Origin of the sequence: Bacillus sp. 2D03, from assembly GCF_003946765.1 — a bacterium.
Classification (GTDB): Bacteria; Bacillota; Bacilli; order Bacillales; family Bacillaceae_G; genus Bacillus_A; species Bacillus_A cereus.
In genome coordinates, this window is sequence record NZ_RPSJ01000004.1 from 44802 (window position 1) to 64092 (window position 19291).

Below are 19291 nucleotides of genomic sequence, written 5' to 3' on the forward strand. Positions count from 1 at the left end.
TTTCTGACAAGATATTTCTTCCTCAAAAAAATGTATATTTCTTTGTTTTGAGGATTATTCAAAATATTATCTTGATAGTAATATAACAATACTTCTAAGAAATCTAAAAAACTCTAATCAATATATTTTAGCTGTTAAGAAGAGTATTCAATCCAAAATTAATGGAGATTTATCAACCTAACATCTCAATATCACCATTTAAAAAATGCTCCTGGATTTATCCAAGAGCATCTTTTTTTAGATTTATTTTTACTTGTTTATAATTTATCAATTAACAATTATATAGTTGTAATTAGTCCTTTAAAAATGATAGGAGTGCTTCATTAAATTCTTTGGCATGCGTTGCATTTAGCCCATGTGGACCACCCTTTATTAACGTTACTTTAGAATTAGGAATTGCTTCATGTGTTAATTTCCCACTATATTCAAATGGTACAGTTGCATCTGAATCACCATGAATAATAAGAGTAGGTATATTAAACTTCTCCAAGTCTTTTCTAAAATCTGTCTTACTAAAGGCAGTAATACAATCAAGCGTTCCTTTAGGTGATGCACTGGCTGCAATATTCCAATTATATAAACGGAATGGCTCACTAACTAAATCTGTTCGATTACCAGCCGCGAAAAATCCCTTAGTAAATTCATCAAGAAATGCAAGTCGGTCATTAATCACACCACTTTTGAATGCTTCAATTGTTGCATCATCTAATGCCCCTTCAGGATGATCCTCTGATTTGTATAAATATGGAGGAACTGCTCCAGCAAAAACAGCCTTTTCAATACGATTTGTTCCATACGTACTAATATACCGGGCTACTTCGCCTCCACCCATAGAAAAACCAACAAGTGTGACATTTTGAAGCTCTAAATGTTCTAATAGTTGATGTAAATCAGAAGTAAAGGTATCATATTCATACCCTTCCCATGGCTGAGATGATTTTCCAAATCCTCGACGATCATATGTTATAACTCTGTATCCAGCCTCAACAAGAGCTGGAACTTGGTATTCCCAAGATCGACCACTTAACGGCCAACCATGAATGAGTACAACTGGTTTTCCTGTGCCATGATCCTCATAATATATCTCAATTGGTTCTTGATTTTCAGTTCCTACAGTAATTTTAGCCATGCTTCTACCTCCAAAAAATATTCTAATATATATCCTTTTCTTCAATAATCCAGATGAATCTCATAACCTATTCATGCACGTTTATGTTGTGAACTCTAAGTTATGAAACTCTATTATTCCAAAGAATTCATTTTCTCCTTTTGGACAATTCCCCCTCTAATACCTTTTTCATCATAAGATAATTTCTGAACATTCCTCATATTCAATTATAATAACAAAAATAGGTGACTATCAATATTGTTCTATCTATAGGATGTATAGGTAAAACCAATCTATTTTATAGTGAAAACAACTATAGTTACGACCTATACAAATTATAGATATTTTAGAATTGATTAACGAATCAATTTTCAAATACTATAAATTTGTATAGCACTTCATGTTCTGTGAATGCTGCTATAACCAATATTATTGGTCAGCTTAGTTATAAACGAAGAAACTTATAATAAAACTTTCTTCGATTACTTAATTTTTAGGAGGAATACATAATGACTGATCTCTATTCTCGTATTAACAAAGATGATGCTGTCGTGCTTTTAGTAGATCATCAAACTGGTCTTATGTCTGGACTAGTACGTGACTATGGTGTTGATGAATTCAAGAACAATGTTTTAGCTCTTGCTCATACTGCTAAGTTTTTTGATTTACCAGTTATTTTAACAACAAGTTTTGAAAACGGGCCTAATGGACCTTTAATGCAAGAATTGGTTGATCTCTTTCCTCATGCACCAAAAATAGCTCGACCTGGACAAATTAACGCATGGGATAATGATGATTTTGTAAAAACAATCGAAGACACTGGAAAAAAACAACTTATCATCGCAGGCGTAGTTACGGACGTTTGTGTTGCTTTCCCGGCACTTTCCGCTATAAAAGCTGGATATGAAGTATTTGCTGTTACTGATGCTTCAGGAACTTTCAGTAAACAAGTTGCAGATGCTGCCAATACTCGTATGGCACATAGTGGTGTGCAACTTATGAACTGGTTTAGCGTAGCTTGCGAATTACAACGCGATTGGCGCAACGATGTCGAAGGTTTTGGCAATTTGCTTGCTAGCAATCTTCCAGGCTATCAAAATATAATTGGAAGCTATATGGGAGCTCAGCGCGATCTTAGTAAACAAAATGCATAAATGTATTTCAAAGAAATAGCTTTAAATGGCGGTATTGCCATCCAAGACCGCATGGCTTTTCAAGGTGAATACTTTGTTAATTTATACGGAAAGGAAGCTGCAAAGCGTACTCCTCCGATTTATCGTATGTTAGACCTTGGTATACCTGTTGGCGCCGGTAGTGATGCAACCAGGGTTTCCAGCTATAACCCTTGGGTTGCTCTTTACTGGATGGTTGCTGGAAAAACCATTGGTGGGCTTTCCATATACGATGAAAAAAATAAACTTGATAGAAAAGTAGCCCTGGAATTATATTCAAAAGGAAGTGCGTGGTTCTCTGGTGATGAAGGTAAAAAAGGAACCCTGGCAGTAGGTCAGTTTGCTGATATTGCTGTATTGTCTGCTGACTACTTTACTGTGCCAGAAGAAGAAATCAAAAACCTTGAATCATTACTCACCATTATGGGTGGACAGGTTGCTTATGGAAATGATGAATTTAAAAATTTATCACCTGAATTTCCGCCAGCATCACCTGATTGGTCACCGACGGGCATTTACGGTTATGGTGGTGCTAACCTAGCCAACACTATACTTTCCCACGATTCCCATGATAACAAGTTACATAGTTGCAGTAACCCTCTCCATCAACACACTCATACCGTAATAGGAAAAGATGGAACTACATGGGGTATCGGTTGTACTTGCTTTGCTTTCTAAGTCAAAACCACCGGTATAATGCCGGTGGTTTTCTTTCTGCAATAAGGGTATGTAGATTCGAAATAACATTGTATATCCCTACATGGAATCTGTTACTATGCGATAAGACCGAAGAATTGATTGATTAACTTAACTTGTTTTTGATAGCCTTCTCTCCTTGCAAAGTCTGTCCTTTTTTCCTTAATTAAAAGTCAATGGTATCCCCCTCTTGATCGACTACACCACACATATAAATCCACTGCCCTTTGACTTTAATATAGATCTTAATTTTTCAATTGTTACACTAGAATCATTATTATTTCTATTACACTGATACTTTTTGCGAATCATTTAATTTCTGCATAAAGATACGTGCTGCAAAACTTAAAAATTTATCATCAAAGTGAATAAGATTAATATCTTGGCTTGGTGTTGGGTCAGTAATACGAACTATGCTCAAAGTATCATTATTAACAAAGTTAACCAGTGAAAGAGGTATTATGGCAACCCCATGTCCACTGTATACAAGGCTCAATAGAGAAATAGAAGATTTTGTTTCTATATTTGCTTCAGATAAAGATAACCCTAAACTCTCACAATATATCTTAATAGATTCACGACAACTACATGAAACCATTATTCTACTCAGCCCTACTAATTCTCGAAAAGAAACAAATGATTTTTCATGCAAAGGATGATTTTTTGGAATGACAAGGACGAGCTCTTCACTATACAAAAGGGTGTTTGTTAATGTGTCTGGAATTTGAGCACTACGTGTAATCCCGAAATCAATATTTTTGTCAACGATTTGATTTACAGCAACTTCAGATTCTATAATCTTTACTACGATGTTGGGATAATGTTGTTGAAACTTCATAATATAAGGTGTTAAATAAGTGAGATCCTCTAATAAACCTCCTACAGTAATTACACCTCTTTTTACACCCTTTAATTCAAAAATTTCATTATAAACGTCATCAAATTGTTGCATGATAAATTTTCCTTTATCAAATAGCAGCTTACCCGCTTCTGTCATTTTGATACCTCTTCCAACTCGATGAAACAAGGGTGTATCAAGTTCACCTTCTAACACACGGATTTGTTGACTTAAAGTCGGCTGTGAAATACCTAGAACTTCCGCAGCTTTAGTAAAACTATTATTATTACAAACTTGAATAAAATACTCTAAATGACGTAATTCCATTCTTGATACCCACTCTCCGCTTTATGAAAGATTTATAATTTAAAGGACGATATGTATACGTTAACATAACAACCATCTTTTCTACTATACCACTTGAAATTACATGTTTTATTCATTTTGTATTATAATAAATTTACTACCATTTATTAATTTTTCCTCCTATTCATTTAACTTATATTTAATTAGGACATTACTAATTCGAGATATATTTCTAAAAATTTATAATTCTAGTGCATAATAACCTAACTTTTTCAACTTTTCGATTATCATTTTTTTCTCAATATAGTCCAAACCACCAAATATATGCCGAATCGCCTCTTTATGCTGAGGAAAAATACTATCCATTAACTGAATACCATCTGAAGTAATTGACGCATACGTGACACGGTGGTCTTTTGGACATGGTTTTCGTATTAAGAACCTCTTCTTTTCCAACTTATCCACTACATACGTGATACTACTACTTGCAAGTAATATTTTCCCTTCAATTTTTTGTATAGGCTGATCGCCTTTACTATATAGTAGCTCAAGCACTGCAAATTCAGTTGGATTAAGTCCATAACTTTTTATATCCTCTTCAATACACTTAGTAATTGCCTGTGCTGTCCTTGATAATGTAACAAATAACTTTAAAGATAAGCTCTCATCATTAATCACACTCATAATTACCAATCCTTTACAAGTTATCTTGAATTCGAGATTTATTATATTATCGTCGAAATATTATGTCAATAATTCGTTTTAGTTTTATTAAGCCCCTTATCATTTATTTCTCAACATAAGACATATGGAATTAGAAGAAAAAAATTGTTACTATATAAGTATCTCAATTACGTTATTTCTTTTAAAGAGAGCTTGTATTCTAACGCAAGTTCTCTTTTTTTATATTCTAAATTGAATCCGGACAAAGTTCACATATTGAGTCTGCCCATGTATATGATATAGTTTTTAAACAAAGATTAGAGCCCTCCTACAAGAAGGAGAGCTCTAATCTTTCATATGAATTTTCACCTTTTTTATTATTGCGGAGACATCAAAACTTTAACTTGATGGGGATATGGCACTACCTCTATTAATAAATATTACTAACCATATATCTATGGTTCATATCTATCATATTTTTTATAAACAGGATCAATTAGATTTAAAAAAAGATTTCTTTTTCTTTACTCGTAATAAATCACCTGTCCACCCTTTGAATCGCATATACATATACATACCCCCTGTTGTGAAAATAATAAATAAGAGAGCGATTAAATAGCTATATTTCCATTCAAGTTCAGGCATGTATTTAAAATTCATACCCCATAATGCTCCTAAGGCTGTCAAAGGCGTACTTACAGCAGTTAATACAGTAAGAGCTTTCATAATTTCATTCCCACGATGAGAAGAAACAACTTCTTGTAAATGAATCATCGTGTCTAATTCTTCTTGGTACTCTTTAACGAGTTGTAATCCACGCTCTAATTTTACGTGCGTTTGTTTATAACAAAGGGTGTTTGTTAGTTTTTCTAACCAAGCTTCCTCCAAGCCTTGTAACACTTCTTGTATTAAGCGAAACACATGTGTGTTCATAAATAATTCATGACGAATATGATAAATTCTTTCTAAAACTGCTATGTTATTATGATGATAAAAATCCCATAACACATTTCTGAAATTGTTTTCAAAATAGTCAACCTTTCGTAAATAGTGAGATATAAATATTGATAAGATAGCACACATTCCTTCAGCAGAACTATTACAATTTTTTATACCCATAGAGAAATTATGTATTAATTTTTGAAAATCCTCTTCCTCTTTTTCTTGAACCGTTATCAGTATTCCATGAGCTACAAAATAATGAAGAAATTTTTGGATTTTGGCGTCCTTTTTATCTTGATCATATAAAAACGAACCATATACACAAGTTTGACTTGGTGATAACGTATAAACATATAATCCATTTTCACAAGGAGAACTTATTTTCTTTACAAATTGAGAGAAATAAGATGTTACATCACGGGAGATTATAGAAGAAATTTCTTCAAGCTCACTAGTTTTCACATGATACCAACTCCATTTCGTCATTTTTATGCATTCCATATTATTCTTCCTTTCTAAATAGTTTTATGTTTAATCGAATCATATCCGTAATATGAAATTTGCATGTAGGTATCCATATCTTGGAGGAAAAGTTTTTAAATCATCTAAATTACAAAATAAATGGCATAGGAGGTCTTATTCTTTTAAAAGGAAGACCCCCTATTTATTAGTTATTTTTATTCTCAATTTTAAACATTTCCTCTATACAAGCACTTTTTATCTTTTCTTATTTATATTTGGAAAAGAAGCCACACAATTTGGCACGTCTATTCAACGAACTCCATTTCGGTCGTCATTATAATTTGGATTTATATGCAGATTGATTGGTGATGTCCTCAAATACTTGACTTCCAATAATATAGTATCCATGAAGCGCGGCCTCTTTTGAAGCGTCTACCATACGGAAAGAAACAATTTCACCTTGCATTTTTTCAATTTGTTTTTTGTGGAGATCTACTATTCCTCCTGTCCAAATAATAGTATCATACTGGTCTAACTTAAATTGTTCTTGTAATACACGCATGATGTCTTGGAAGTGTGTATCCAACTCTTTTTGAATTAAAATATCCACCTGACTTGTCTCATAATTTTCTTCTTTATCTCCATATCCTTTTTCTAATATTTTTGGCATGTCATTAATATGCAATTGATTACTTTCACCCGCATGATTCTGCAGGATATTCTTAATATTTTTCAAAGGCTTGCTACATCCTAGTTCCGTCTCATAATGATTTAAAATGAGATTCTGTTTCATATCTGTCATTTCTAATGTACGAAATCCACCATCAATAATTAAGATGCGATCTTGTTCCTGAATGATTCCCTCTTTTAAGAAATAGGCATGTAAAGCGATCGGTTGCTGAAGAATCAAAGCATTTTCAACCGTAATATTAATAAATTTCCCATCAATTTGTACGGAAGTTTCTTTTTTTAGTGCACATTGTAATTGCTCATGCTGACTACCAAAACAAGTGACTGGAAGCCCGGTAACAACTAAAGGTAACACGACATTTTCTTTATAATCCTTTGCAATGCAACCAAATATTTGTTGTTTAAACTCTTCGCTTTCATAATAATTTTCTATTTCTTCTTCAAATGGAGGAAGAAATGAAGCGTCAGATTGATGTGCTTCATTTCCCATGTAGTATGCAAAGTCTAAGTCTATAAAACTTACCTTTGTTAAATCTTCACTTTCAGCATGATTAGGTACAGGAGCTAGTGTGGCAGCTTCACTCTTAATCGTCACCTCAGAATCTACATCCTGTCGATATGCCCGCTTAGTAAAACCAATTCCTACATCAATTGCATACAGAGATTTCATACTTTTTTCCTCACTTTCTCTTTTTAGAATTAAATCTAAGCACTCTCTTCTTTCCCTTCTTTCACATATTTCTTTTCATTTTCCGTTTTTTCTCCGTCTATGTCCTTACTATTTTGATTTATTTCATTATCCTTTTCATCTTTTTTCTTTTTGTTATTTTCGTTTTCTGTTAAATCTTTAATAGTAGAAATGACAACTGGTGTGGCTGTAAGCAGTTGTGGTAATGTTTGTTTTGCAACATTAGCTGCAGTTACAGAGAATTGTTTACTTGTCTCGGTTACCTTCTCTAATGTTTCCTTTATGTTTCCTTCTTGTAGTTTGTCTTTTACGCTTTTTCCTTTTGTTTGTATAGCTTTCCGATTTTCTTTTTTTAACAGAGATACCATGACTCCGGTCGTAATCCCAATCACAGCATATTTAAATATTGTATGTTTCATTTTTCTCACCCTTCTCTACTTTTATTTTCTTCCATGCTACAACCTAAAATAATTAACTTATCTATTTATTAGATATTGCAATCTATTAGAGAGAATGATAGTTTTGTGGCTGCCTATCACTCGCCGTTAGTGTTTCAGCTGTTACTAGAAGTAAAATTCTCCCTTGATCTAGTTTTTCTTCATATAAGTTAGCTTCCTCTTTCGACAACCCCATTTCCTCCATTTGATTTCGGAGCTCGTCCCCTTTTTTGGAGAAAAAGTTGATAATACTTGTGCCCAATCCTTGTTCTTTTACTCCAATCGTATTTGTGTTTGTATCATCCGCAATCTTTTTTGTTATATGTTTTTCATGTGTTAAGACGTAAATGTCATCTTGGTGAATCCCTTTCAATTCTAGCTCTTTTATTTTCATAACTACTTCCTGTTCATTATCATATTCATGAACCACCGGTTTTCTTTCATTCTTATGCATCGTATTTTTCCTCCCTTAGATTTTTTATTTTCTTATTTAGTTGTTATGTAATATGTAATACACCTATTTTAAAGATGTTAAACCTAAATTTTCAAAAAACTTCACATAATAGGTTATTAATGTTTTTGAATATCAAGGAAATGTCACGAGCACTTTGCTTTGATAACAGTGTTACAAATAACGCTTTGTTTGGAAGACAAGTCCATTATTTTATAGAAAATTTCTATTTAAAAAGTTACAAAAGGAGTACAAGATATTTTTTTCGTTAATTAAATCAAAGGAAAATAAAAAAACACTCTTTTTAAAAGAGTGCTAAAAAACATATAACCTACTAATGTTTCTAGTTTGATTACAGAAAGAAAGTCTTTATTAAAACATATAGTTGCTAATTTAATTGTGATCTTCCTTGCACCCAAGCAGCAATATCATTTATAACATACTCAGGAATATTAGCAGGACTATAATATTCATCCGGTTTACTTATTTCTCCATCCCCTTCTGTAAAGAAATGATTTAACTTTGGATATAGCTGGTAATCAACGTTATCTCGTTCTTTTAATTGTTCTTTCCAAAGAGGAATTTCGATTTTTGATTGAACTTGATAGTCTCTTTCCCCTTGAATAATAAGAAGCGGTGTCTTTTGTTCTTTTGACATTTCTGCTGCTTTAATTTTCCGAATAGAATCCCAAAATACTGCTGATCCTAAGTAAAAATCTTTTGGAGGATTCTGACCAGAGAAATTTGGATCATTTAATACTTCAAATTGCGATTTGTAGAATTTATATTGCTCCTGGTTCATTGCTCCAATAGAAAAAAGATACTCAAATTGATCTAAAACAACGTCTTGAATCGTACGAGCTGGCCCACCCATTACAATTGCCCCAGCAATATTTTGATTTTGGTCTTTTTCAATCATTTTCGGAAGCATCATTCCACCTTGACTATGACCAAGAATATATATTTGATTCTTATTTATTAGAGGCTCATTTTTAAGAAATTGAGTTACAAGAAGAGCATCATCTGTTGTCTCTTTATCAACTGTATAGAAGGGACTGAATTGTGTTTTCAGCCCATGTTCATACGTTCGTTTATTATAGCGAAGGACAGCAATTCCCTTCGATGCAAGACCTTCAGCTAAATCGCGAAATGGTTTTAAAGCAAACGCTGTTTCATCCTGATCAGTTGCTCCTGATCCTTGAACAAGAATAACCGCTGGAAAAGGACCCTTTCCTTTTGGAACCGACAATGTTCCTGGTAATGGAAATGCACCACTTCCAACTACTACTTCTTTATCAACAAATGATTCAGGCTTACTATATGATGGACGCTCAGCAACAGGACTAAACGACATGCTTAGTTGAAAATCGTCTATTTTTCCAGATGGATCTAGTTTAATTAGTAAAGGTACAGTCATTTTTTCAAAAACTAATTGAATCTCCACATTTGTATGAACAGGATTTGTCTCTTTTTGTGTAACCTCTCCAATTTCTATAAAAGAACCTGCTTGTAATTGAACTGGAAGTCCCTCCCAATAGCTCTTCAACCATTCTTCGGATATTATTTTCTGTAATGACCTTGAGGTTAAATCAAATGCAGATTTATAATCTTCACTATTCATATGGCGAATAAATGAAAGAGTAGTAGATATAATAGGATTTTCATCATCACTATTGTCTATTTTTTTTATATTTGTGTTTACTTCCTTTAATTTTGAAATAAATTGGTGGTTAAATGGATTATTATATGTATTAGGATATAAATTTGTTTTCAAAATTTCCGTATTCCGTGCCTTATACAAACTTGAAGAACTCGTAAACTTTTCAGGTGAAATTACTTCCTCCGCATATGAGACTGAGGGAATTGCTATTGTAAAAATTGCACTGATAAGTAATAACTTATTACTTATTCTTCTTTTCTTACCCATACTTATTGATTCTCCCTTCAAAATTTAAAATTTCTAATACAATATGCCAACTATAAGGAAAATAAAAATTACCAAAGAGATTAATAATCTATTTTACGATCCCCCTCTCAAGTTAAAAATCTATCATTAACAAACTTCAATAAAAAACGCCTTCCCCCTCTTTTTTTATTGTTGGATTTTCCAATGACCTAGAAGCACAGCACGAAATTACATGTAACCTACCCATGAGATTCTCTGTTTCAAAAGAAAAAAGCACCCCACTAGATGCTTTCTTTAATTGTTCTCACTATCATTTATTTAGGTAATTCTCTTATTACTGTAAGATAAATTCATGCTATTTCCTAAATCTCACTTATTTCTTAATTCACTCATACCAATATAAAACCTAATAACCTACCATCAAAAAATAAAGAAAACAGGTTATTTTGCTATTCATTTCGTAAACTTAATGCTCAAATTAGTTTTTTCACAAAGTTAAACTTTATTAAGAAAAACTTAAAGAATTTCCCTCTATATTCATAAGAACTTTTTTCTATACTCAAAAATGTAAATAGACAAAAGGAGAAACGATCATGAAGAAATTTGTAATTTGCATACTAGGAATAGGCCTCCCTATATACTTACTACCTTTCATATTACGCGGAGATTTAGACAGATTTAATCCGATTGCTGAAGAAAAAAATGTATATGCCGTTGCGAAAGGATATGGTGTTCCAGATTATCATCATAAAGGAAGAGCTATGTACTCACTAAAAGGTGTTGATGAATTAAGCAATGAAAAAGAATATAAAGTTGGAACGAACACGCCTAATGATTTTAGAAGAAAAACTTACTTGAAAATTCATGTGAAAGGAAAGTATGTCTATTCTTACGACGTTATTTCTGAAAAGGACATTCCAGAGAAAATAAGGGGACAATTGGAGATAGCAAATAAATAAAAGAGCCAATTCGTACGAGTTGGCTCTTTATTATCGCTCCTATCTATCGTTTGGAGAATTCTTTCGGTAGATTTATTACATTCATTATCATTGTTTTAACAACCATTCTTCAATTACTTTCACTGTTTCATCTCGTTGTGCTTTTGGCGCAATTAAACTCGCATTATCACCTTTTTGCTCACCATACATGCCAAAATGAGCATGATTGCCCCCTTTTATCATGTGCATAGTTGTATTTTTCGACATTAACTTTTTATTGTTCTCTATTTTTTCTACAGTTGCTAAAGCATCTACTTCTCCATAAATTGATAACATCGGAATTGATTTCGTAGAAAAGTCATCTGCAGGATACGAACCTAAGAAAATGATCCCGTCTACCTTATCTTCATGTTGAAAGGCATACTTAGAAATCATAGCTCCTCCCATTGAATGCCCTGCAACATACCATTTTTGAACTTCCGGATACTTTTCAATTACACTATCTACCTCATTTATTCCAAGTATCGCTAAATTTAATGGTAACTTAGGCATTACTACAAATTGCCCATTTTTTGCAAGAGCTTCTCCTAAATAACTATAAGCCTCAGCTTCTACTTTAGCACCTTGATAAAAAATAACCCCTACTTTCGCATCTTTCGCTCCAAAAACGATATTATCTTCATCTTTTTTATCATCTACTAACGACAAAGCCTCTTTCGTCGGTTTATAAGTAAACTGAGACCAAGTCAAAAAAGTAATACTTCCTATAATTAAAATAGCTAGTAAAGAGTACAGCATAATTTTTATCCATTTCTTCACAAAGATGACCTCCCTAAGATGTATATATTCCATATTTCGGATTATCATTAACACACATAAAAACTCGAGCATTTTTATTATGCTCAAGTTTTTAGTTCCGTCTTTAATTTATACTATAAATTGTCCAAGATAAATATGTAGCAAATGCAGACCATAAAAAATACGGAATTAGCAACCATGTCGATACTTTAGATAATTTGGAAGAAACTGCTATGAGAAGTAACGTAGTAATAGCGACAAGTAAACAATCTACTGTTGCTAAAAACAAATTTTTTTGACTGAATTGAAAATAGCTGAAAGCTTGATTGCACATATAATTTAAAAGGAATATAAACCAAAATGTTTTTGGCTTAAATCCATATTTGTTATAAATAATTGCAACTGATAATGCAATGAGTCCATATAATACAGCCCAAACTATGCCGATTGTCATACCAGGAGGTGTCCAAGACGGCTTTTCTAACGCATCATACCAAGCACGATCAATAGGAAATAAAATACTAGAAACATAAAACAAGCCATATGTTAGTAAAAATACTATAATACTAGATTTTTTCATAAACATTCTCCTTTTTTAATAGAAAGTTTTAGAAACTCTATTTGATTCGTGTGCTCTTTCAATGAATAAAATTTTAATGTGTAAATGGACATTCCTATACTTTACATTATAATCTTTACATATGAAATTCATATTGATTCATTTATTTTATACAAGTTCTTTCATACTTTTATATGCACAAAGCGCTCTCTCTCGTGCTGCCTTATGTTCAACAACTGGCAAAGGATATGTATGACCAAGCTTAATATTGGCCTTTTGTAAAATATGCTCAGGTGCTTCCCAAGGTTTATGTATATACTTATTCGGTATATCTCTTAATTCTGGTACCCATTTTCTTATATACTCTCCATTTTTATCAAACTTTTCTCCTTGTGTGATAGGATTAAAAATACGAAAGTACGGTGATGCATCTGCTCCACTTCCAGCAACCCATTGCCATCCCATTGTATTATTTGCAATATCAGCATCTAGTAGTGTATCCATAAACCATTTTGCACCTTCTTGCCACGGAATTAACAAATGCTTTACAAGAAAAGAGGCTACAGCCATTCTTGCCCGATTATGCATAAAACCAGTTTGCCATAGTTCTCGCATTCCCGCATCAATAAACGGATAACCAGTTTCACCCTTCTGCCATACTCTTAATAACTCCTCTTCCTTATTCCATGGAAAATGTTCAAAGTTTTTATTAAGAGGTTTATATACTGTAAACGGATAGTGATATAGCAAATAATAAGAAAACTCTCTCCAAATTAATTGGCGTATAAAACTAATCACTTGTTTTTCAAAAAAACTACATTGTCTTTCGGTACTTTTATTTATTAAGTAGTGATACATTAACTTCACTGATATTTGGCCAAATGAAAGATATGGTGCCAACATCGAATGAGCATTTTGATTTGGAAAATCTCTTCCTTCACTATAAGAGGCTAATTTACTAGAGAAAAATTTCTTAAATGTTTTGTATGCCCCTTCCTCTGTAGGCTCCCATATTGCTTCCATATGAGATGTCCACGGTATAGTCGGCAACAAGTGTAATTCTGAAACAGATAAGCTTGCTGGTAAAGAGCTTCCCCACTTTATACTCTGTACTCTGCTAATAGGTTTAGGTATTACCTGCTTTTGAAATGCATTGTAAAAAGGCGTAAACACCTTATATTCAGTGTTATCCTTCTTTTTTATAATCCACGGTTCTAATAATAAATGCGAATTAAATTCCTTACAAATAATACCTTTATCTTCTAACATCATTTTCATTTTTTGATTAGATTTTAACCTGTCTGGATCATAACAACTATTCCAATATACAGCTGTTATATCTAATTGTTTTATAAGAGAAAGTATTTCTTCTTGTGTATTTCCTTTGCGGATTATTAAAGTAGAGCCCAATGCCTCAAGTTGCTTTTGGACATCTATTATAGCATGGTGTAACCACCACTTTGCTGCACTTCCTATTGAAAAAGTTTCATCTTGTACATATACCGGAAGAACCTCCCCGGACTGAACAGCCTCAAATAGAGCTGGGTTATCATATAAACGAAAATCTTTTTGAAACATAACGATAATTTTATTTTGCATGGCTACCTCTTCTGATTCTTAAAACATAATAAAATTTATTATACAACAACAATTTATACATAAGAATTTATTTGTCTTTCATAGATTAATTAACTTTTTCAACTATTTTATTAGTAGCAATTTTAACAACCGTTTCTTTTTCACCTGTTCTATCAATCATGAAACCATGAACTTTAATATCAGAAGGTACTAACGGATGATGACGAATCATATCTATACTCTTTTCAATATTTTCACTAACATTTTTTTGTCCACTCAGCCATTGATTAAGGCTACCACTTGAAAATTCAGGCATGCAATTTTTAAAGAGATAGTCTATTTCTCTGTTATTTTTTATGGAATCACGTTGAATTTGTAGATTAACTACATCAGTTTCTTTATCCTCTATTCCGACAACAAAAATTTCTTCCACATTTTCTTCATAAATAGCAATAATAATAGATCTCATTATATCTCCATAAGGATGTACAATTACAGAATCATAGCTGTGAATAGTCAACATGTTTTCTTGTTGAATGTTAGTTACTTGTTGGATACTAGGCTCTATTCCGTGTTCAATGTCTGTTAATAATAAAACTTTTTTATTCTTTGAATTCATATGGAGCACTCCTTCTTCATTATTGTATTTATGAAACTTTTAAGCTAGTAACAATAATAATTGTTACCAGTTTTTCCAGCGTCCCTCTGGATCAACACTTGCAAGTCTAACCCATCCATTTTGAACTTTTTCTCGAAATGTGAAATCATTATTTAACAAACGTTCTATATATTCAATAGGTGCTTGAATGACAATTAGTAAACGAAGTGGTGAATGATACGTCTCACTATCTGACTGCATAACAGATTGCCAAGGTAAGCCTGGCAACAGGTCACTAGCATTCCCTTGCATAACACCGAGACCCGCCGTTACGGTTTGGGTTGTTTTATTTCCACTACCATAATAATGAGGAGCTACAGTTGATGCGTAATATTGTAGATTTATCCACTGCGCAACTGTTCCTGGTCCTGCAATAATATTAGCTAATATATCTCCACTTTCATCCTGTTTCCAATCATAATTATGAAGGAAAGCCCTGCCTTCTAAGTCACAATCTTGAGTTAATTCACGCTGTCCGATAATAAAAGATGCATTACGCGCTAATCCCCATTCTGGACGTATTTCACTCCAATCTTCTGCAAATCGATGTGCCTCTATACTCGGATTTTTTATTTTCGTTTTAAAATTAGGTAATTGCGTTAAACGTTCTCTATTTGCATGTTGGCTCACATTTGGCATAATCGTCTCGATACAATCAAACGCTTCTTGCGCAGTTTTCGAAAGTTCTGGGACGTAAATCCATTCCAATTCATCCACTGTTGTTTTATGTTCAGCTGCTGCAAAAATGGTGTCCTCAGGAATTTCAATACCTTCAGCAAACAAGGCTTCTCTCACTTCTGGAAGATTACATAAAGTAGCAAAAACTCTTGCATTGAATCCCCCTGCTGCTCCGCCACAAGCACCACACTCAAGTGCTGCAGCATAAGGATTGTTCGTACTTTGACTACTGTGTCCACACATTACAACTAAAGGAGCAAATTTTTCTGTCAGTCCCACCATTTTTAAAGCTTGACGCACATAGTTCACTTTTTCTTCTTTCGTAAAACCGATAGGTATCTCACCTTTTGTTTCATGAACATGATTAAGCGAGAATGTTGTATCAGGTTTTTGTAACATAGTTTTACGAAGGTTACGAATGAAACCACCAACTCCTCTTGGGACAAAGCTTCTTGTCACCATCTGTAGACCAAGTAAAGGACCACTTAACTCAGGTAGCGCCATACTTGTCAGTACGTTCTGTTTCATCGTTTTAAATGTATAACGCACCGAACTACCTATCCTCTTACGTTGCTCATAAGATTTAAGTTCATTTTCATTTGTGAGCTCTTTTATTTGATGTTTCGGTTTGAGTATAACTGGCAAAGAAGGATGGTTGTTATTACTACCTAGTTCACTAGTTGCAATTGGTAATCCAAAGAAACCAGCTATTCCAAATGTTTCAAACGGACCTAATTTTTCAAGGTGGCGACGAAACGGTTCTGAACGTACATCAATACAAAATGCTAATTGAGCTAATACACGCTTTTTATCATTAGTTGCACATTGTTTAGAAGCAATCTTCTCCCTTAATTGCTCTGCATGCGTTTGTTCCCAAGCTTCCAGCCAAAGTTTCCTGCGAATATTTTCATCAAAACGATAAGCAAATGCTAGTAATTGGCTTTGTTCAGCTGCAGACATTTGGGACCATTCCATTGTTGAAATATTCCCCCAGTAGATCCAAGAAGCTATAAGTGGGACAATCGCAACTTTTTTCTCAGCCTTTTGATTTTTTATAGGTAAATAAGGTTTTACAATGGCCAGCTCCATAGAAATTCGAACTGCTAAATATTCTATTAAGAGCCCCTGTTCCTGAATTGATTGTTTTGAGCGCCATCGTATCATTCCTGCCCACCCAGGTAAAGAAAGTAAGTGCCCTTCAAGATAAGCTTGCATGTTAGATTTAGAAATTCCTAGTTCAGATAATGCACTTGTTAAAGCTACCTCGGCATCTTCTGGCCAATCTTTTAAAATGCTACGCTCATTTTTACTGAGCGCTGGATCAAATTTAATAAGGTGATGCCATGCACGATACAAACCTTTCTCTCGATTTGGCATCGTCCAACTTGACCCGGAATCATCCAAATATAATTTACACCATTTAATGATGTGATAATTAAGAATATCAGATAGGTTGTCACCCTTTTGATTCTCTATAAGCGAACTTATTGGTTGCATAACAGAGGCTTTCATACTCCCTGTATTTATATAACTCATTTCGTCTGCCAGTTTATTTAATTCTGGCGATGATAATAGACTAGAAGGTAATTTCTCTAATTTTAAAGCTGCTTGGCAAAACTGCTCCGCTTTCTTTCGCGGGATATGAAAAGATTGTGAATCAAGCCAACGAGACAAGCAACTTTGTAAAAATGATTCCTCAATCTCACCTTTCGCCTTTGCCGAATGAATCATAGAAGCACTAGGATATATATCCACATTACGAATTTCTTTTAACCAATCTGCAACTTGTTCAAATGATTGTTTTTCAAGTCCCATCCAAGGGTGATGAGCTGCAAATGTAGCAATCGGCCAAAGTGGTGCAATTACTCGGCTAGCAGATGCAACTAAATCATTTATATTATTTTTTTGTATATCAATGTTTGTATCTTTCTTTAATATTGACGGTATGCTCATCACGAATTACCTCCCTTTGATACATAATGTTTCAGATAGCTTGGATGACTTTCTACTGACTTTTGTCTCGCCTCACCTACTCGAACGAACCAAAGATACATTACAGCAAATATTGTAGAGGATTGATTACGAGTAACGAGAGTACTAATAACACTACCAAATAATAAGAGACATACAACAAAAATAACGACTGGAGCTGAAGGTTGAACATTTTGATACATGTCAGTATGCAACCATTTATAAAGAGAGTTATGAACGGTAAAGTAAATGACAGAAAATCCAGCTAAAATAAATACGCCAACAATTCGTCCCATTCTTCCCTCTCCAAAAACAACAAGCTGTTTCCATGAAACGTATAATGACCAACCTAAGATGAACGCACTAACGAATTGATACCCTTCTCCAGAAGTCGTAAGCCAAAAAGCAATCGCTATAAATAATCCGAAAACACGTCCGACCATAGTCCATAAATTAGACATCTTTTCATTAGACTGCTTCACTGCCCCAAAACGTTGTACGGAAGAACCAGCTTGTAAAAACAGCGTAGCTTTAAACAAGCCATGTAAAATTAAATGAATAACAGCCGCTAAATAGGCGCCTAATGCACATTGAATAAGCATAAATCCCATTTGTGCAATAGTTGAACCTACTAGCTGACGTTTATAATCAACTTGGACTAAACTAATTCCTGTACCTATTAAGACAGAAATACTAGAGAAAATTAGTAAAATTATTTGTGCCATATCATCATGAAAAAGAGATGAAAATCTAGTTAACATGATACCGCCAGCATTTACTAAACCCGCATGCATAATAGCAGAAACAGGAGTTGGAGCAACAGCAGACTCAATTAACCATCTTTGAAAAGGCCATTGTGCTGCTGGAATCATCACCGCTAATATAATTAATAAGTTAATTCCTGTTCTCTCCAATGTTCCATGTAGCGCTACATTTTCATTCGTTAAAACTGATGTTAACTGCCACTGTCCAGTTACTTGAAACAGCCAAATGATAGCTGATAGTAAGGCACTCCAACTTATTGTAAATAAATAGCCAGAGATTTTAGTTGCTTCACTAACTACTTTCCAACCTTTATTTAGCCCTATGAGTAGAACCAATCCTATAAGCGTTGCTCCCCAACAAATGAGCATTAAGCGAAGATCGTCACTTAACCATGCAACCGAAGATACACCTGTAGTAAATGTAAAAAGTGCAAAGTATTTTCGATATGAGTGATCCCCCATTAAGTAACGTACAGAAAAGCGCTGAATAATTAAGCCAATTGTAAGAACAAAGAAAGCCATTAACCAAGCTAAAGTATCTAGATGCCAAGGCCCCACAACTCTATCTCCATTGTTATTTACAAGTGCGAGTAAAGAAACCAATGAAGGTAAAGCAGCAATACCAATATGGATATGAACAAAACGTAAAGGCATCCTTGCATGTAAAAACAATAATCCACTTAGCCAAGAAGCACTAAGCGCCATAAAAAATAATGTTAACAGTGTTGATGAACTCAGCGAAATTAACATGTTAAATACTCCCTTCTAAGCGAAAATAACCTATAAAAATTCCTTTTAATTAAGATGATTTTTTAAATTTCAATTTTCATTCACTCTTTTTATTGCATCGTTTTTTCCCATAAAAAAAACCGACAACTTCCATAATTCAATGATTTTATATCATCATTGAATTATGGAGATTGTCGGTTTCCCTTCAACTAACTTCAATAAAGTTTTTTGAAGAGCTCCCATTTTATAGAGGATAATA

The 19291-nt window shown here is 33.5% G+C and carries 16 protein-coding genes and 2 pseudogenes; 4 read left to right on the top strand and 14 right to left on the bottom strand.

The features are described 5' to 3' along the window. Positions 1-292: 292 nt before the first annotated feature. Entirely contained in the window at positions 293-1129 is an 837-nt protein-coding gene (locus EBQ15_RS10770; RefSeq protein ID WP_001074326.1) for a bromoperoxidase, read from the bottom strand. 488 nt (positions 1130-1617) lie between these two features. On the opposite strand from EBQ15_RS10770, the gene ycaC reads away from it, so the two are divergent. Next, the gene (gene ycaC / locus EBQ15_RS10775) at positions 1618-2262 is read left to right on the top strand and encodes an isochorismate family cysteine hydrolase YcaC (RefSeq protein ID WP_125653113.1); all 645 of its coding nucleotides are present in this window, start codon (positions 1618-1620) and stop codon (positions 2260-2262) included. 18 nt (positions 2263-2280) lie between these two features. Next, positions 2281-2958, top strand: a pseudogene (locus tag EBQ15_RS10780) (amidohydrolase family protein); the annotation flags it as partial. A gap of 304 nt (positions 2959-3262) precedes the next feature. Here the strand turns inward: EBQ15_RS10780 and EBQ15_RS10785 are convergent. The 6 genes from EBQ15_RS10785 to EBQ15_RS10810 form a co-directional block, all read right to left on the bottom strand. Beyond that, entirely contained in the window at positions 3263-4141 is an 879-nt protein-coding gene (locus EBQ15_RS10785) for a LysR family transcriptional regulator (RefSeq protein ID WP_000423207.1), read from the bottom strand. Between the two features lie 219 nt (positions 4142-4360). After that, a complete protein-coding gene (locus tag EBQ15_RS10790) occupies positions 4361-4804 on the bottom strand; it encodes a MarR family winged helix-turn-helix transcriptional regulator (protein WP_000111434.1) in 444 nt (147 codons plus the stop codon). 471 nt (positions 4805-5275) lie between these two features. Continuing rightward, on the bottom strand, positions 5276-6226 hold the full coding sequence (locus EBQ15_RS10795) for a magnesium transporter CorA family protein (RefSeq protein ID WP_000388918.1): 951 nt from the start codon (positions 6224-6226) through the stop codon (positions 5276-5278). Between the two features lie 295 nt (positions 6227-6521). Then, the gene (locus EBQ15_RS10800) at positions 6522-7547 is read right to left on the bottom strand and encodes a ParM/StbA family protein (protein WP_000839456.1); all 1026 of its coding nucleotides are present in this window, start codon (positions 7545-7547) and stop codon (positions 6522-6524) included. Positions 7548-7582: 35 nt separating this feature from the next. Continuing rightward, a complete protein-coding gene (locus EBQ15_RS10805) occupies positions 7583-7984 on the bottom strand; it encodes a hypothetical protein (protein WP_000683227.1) in 402 nt (133 codons plus the stop codon). An 85-nt stretch (positions 7985-8069) separates the two neighbouring features. Next, positions 8070-8456 (bottom strand): YflT domain-containing protein, encoded by a 387-nt coding sequence (locus tag EBQ15_RS10810; RefSeq protein ID WP_000549421.1) that lies wholly within the window; start codon positions 8454-8456, stop codon positions 8070-8072. Positions 8457-8575: 119 nt separating this feature from the next. Between EBQ15_RS10810 and EBQ15_RS31590 the strand changes: the two are divergent. Continuing rightward, positions 8576-8729, top strand: a pseudogene (locus EBQ15_RS31590) (acyl dehydratase). A 112-nt stretch (positions 8730-8841) separates the two neighbouring features. Here EBQ15_RS31590 and EBQ15_RS10820 read toward each other — a convergent pair. Further along, positions 8842-10380 (bottom strand): alpha/beta hydrolase, encoded by a 1539-nt coding sequence (locus tag EBQ15_RS10820; protein WP_000516848.1) that lies wholly within the window; start codon positions 10378-10380, stop codon positions 8842-8844. Between the two features lie 572 nt (positions 10381-10952). Here EBQ15_RS10820 and EBQ15_RS10825 point away from each other — a divergent pair. Next, positions 10953-11318, top strand: a complete 366-nt coding sequence (locus EBQ15_RS10825) for a YxeA family protein (protein ID WP_000714888.1) — start codon at positions 10953-10955, stop codon at positions 11316-11318. A gap of 87 nt (positions 11319-11405) precedes the next feature. On the opposite strand, the gene EBQ15_RS10830 is transcribed toward EBQ15_RS10825, so the two are convergent. The 6 genes from EBQ15_RS10830 to EBQ15_RS10855 all read right to left on the bottom strand — a co-directional run bounded on the left by EBQ15_RS10830 (position 11406) and on the right by EBQ15_RS10855 (position 19053). After that, positions 11406-12116, bottom strand: a complete 711-nt coding sequence (locus tag EBQ15_RS10830) for an alpha/beta hydrolase (RefSeq protein ID WP_000758815.1) — start codon at positions 12114-12116, stop codon at positions 11406-11408. Positions 12117-12219: 103 nt separating this feature from the next. Further along, positions 12220-12675: a TspO/MBR family protein gene (locus tag EBQ15_RS10835; protein WP_000749728.1), complete on the bottom strand. Its 456-nt coding sequence runs from the start codon at positions 12673-12675 to the stop codon at positions 12220-12222. Between the two features lie 147 nt (positions 12676-12822). Continuing rightward, positions 12823-14253 carry a cryptochrome/photolyase family protein gene (locus tag EBQ15_RS10840; protein ID WP_001179978.1) on the bottom strand — a complete coding sequence of 477 codons (1431 nt, stop codon included), beginning with the start codon at positions 14251-14253 and terminating at the stop codon, positions 12823-12825. 85 nt (positions 14254-14338) lie between these two features. After that, the gene (locus tag EBQ15_RS10845; protein ID WP_001086243.1) at positions 14339-14851 is read right to left on the bottom strand and encodes a carbonic anhydrase; all 513 of its coding nucleotides are present in this window, start codon (positions 14849-14851) and stop codon (positions 14339-14341) included. A gap of 63 nt (positions 14852-14914) precedes the next feature. Continuing rightward, complete coding sequence (locus tag EBQ15_RS10850) at positions 14915-17521, bottom strand: DUF2309 domain-containing protein (RefSeq protein WP_000026960.1); 2607 nt, start codon at positions 17519-17521, stop codon at positions 14915-14917. Next, positions 17521-19053, bottom strand: a complete 1533-nt coding sequence (locus tag EBQ15_RS10855) for an NADH dehydrogenase subunit 5 (protein WP_000908932.1) — start codon at positions 19051-19053, stop codon at positions 17521-17523. Before EBQ15_RS10855 ends, EBQ15_RS10850 begins: the two co-directional genes overlap by 1 nt. Positions 19054-19291 lie beyond the last annotated feature (238 nt).